Source organism: Oleiphilus sp. HI0128 (assembly GCF_001635365.1).
Genome location: NZ_LWGG01001272.1, coordinates 1 through 940, shown reverse-complemented (window position 1 = coordinate 940; position 940 = coordinate 1). Strand labels below are relative to the sequence as shown.

1 protein-coding gene is annotated in these 940 nt (G+C 47.6%); it reads right to left on the bottom strand.

What is annotated here, in order from left to right:
- A partial coding sequence (locus A3763_RS21415) for a molybdopterin-dependent oxidoreductase (RefSeq protein WP_156495236.1) occupies positions 1 to 397 on the bottom strand: 397 nt, incomplete at its 3' end.
- Positions 398 to 940: the final 543 nt, after the last annotated feature.

Sequence of the window (940 nt, the reverse complement as noted above, 5' to 3'; positions counted from 1 at the left end):
AAAATTCTTCAGTGAAGGTCTGCCCAGTCGAGACGACAGCGACAGAATCTTTGCCGTACTTTTCCTGGATTCGCTTGAATTCAGCGGCCGTCTTATCGAGCGCTTGGTCCCAGCTGGCAGGCTTAAAGTCTTGATAGAATTTGTCGCGCATCAGAGGTTGACCACCGCGGCCCTCTGAATCAAATAGTTGGTGCTCAAAAATACCTTTAATACATAGCTTCCCACGATTTACATCTGCCCCGGTATCACCACGGGTTCCTACCGCTTTTCCATCCTCATCGATACCGACTTCAATCGAGCAACCAGTCGAGCAATAACCACAGGTGGTGTACTTCCATTCCTTAACAGGTTTTTCTACTATCTTGATAGGCTTTCTGTCTTTTCGACCAAACAACATAAACAAACACTCTCTCAATAATGAGCACCAATGCCGTGCAATACCTGAGCAATTTACTCAAGAATTGCACCAAGCTAGCGCAACATTTCTATAAGTCATTGATTTATAGATTAATAATTTTAGTAGCTGGAGTGATTTGCAATTAGCGAGCCAAGTTGTTGTCTAAATGATATCAGGGAAATTGCTGTCGATTTTACTGCTGGATCTGGCGGAGTGTTTTGTAGACAGAGCGGCCGTCCCAGGCTCGCTAGAGGGCTAGCAAGGGGGCAGATTCTGCGAGAGGTGGAACCGTTTGCCTACGGATTCGAGAAAAACCATACTTGTAGGCAGAGCCTTCCACGGCTCGCTGGCGGGCTAGCAAGGGTCAGGTTCTGCGAGGGGTTTCCCCCTCTGCCTACAGTAGCGTTGATTGCTTACTTGTTCAGTCGTTCATCAACCAATTTGGCGACCACTGAAGGATCGGCCAAGGTAGAGATATCCCCCAAGCTATCATGCTCGTTCGCGGCTATCTTGCGCAAAATACGGCGCATGATTTTACCAGAA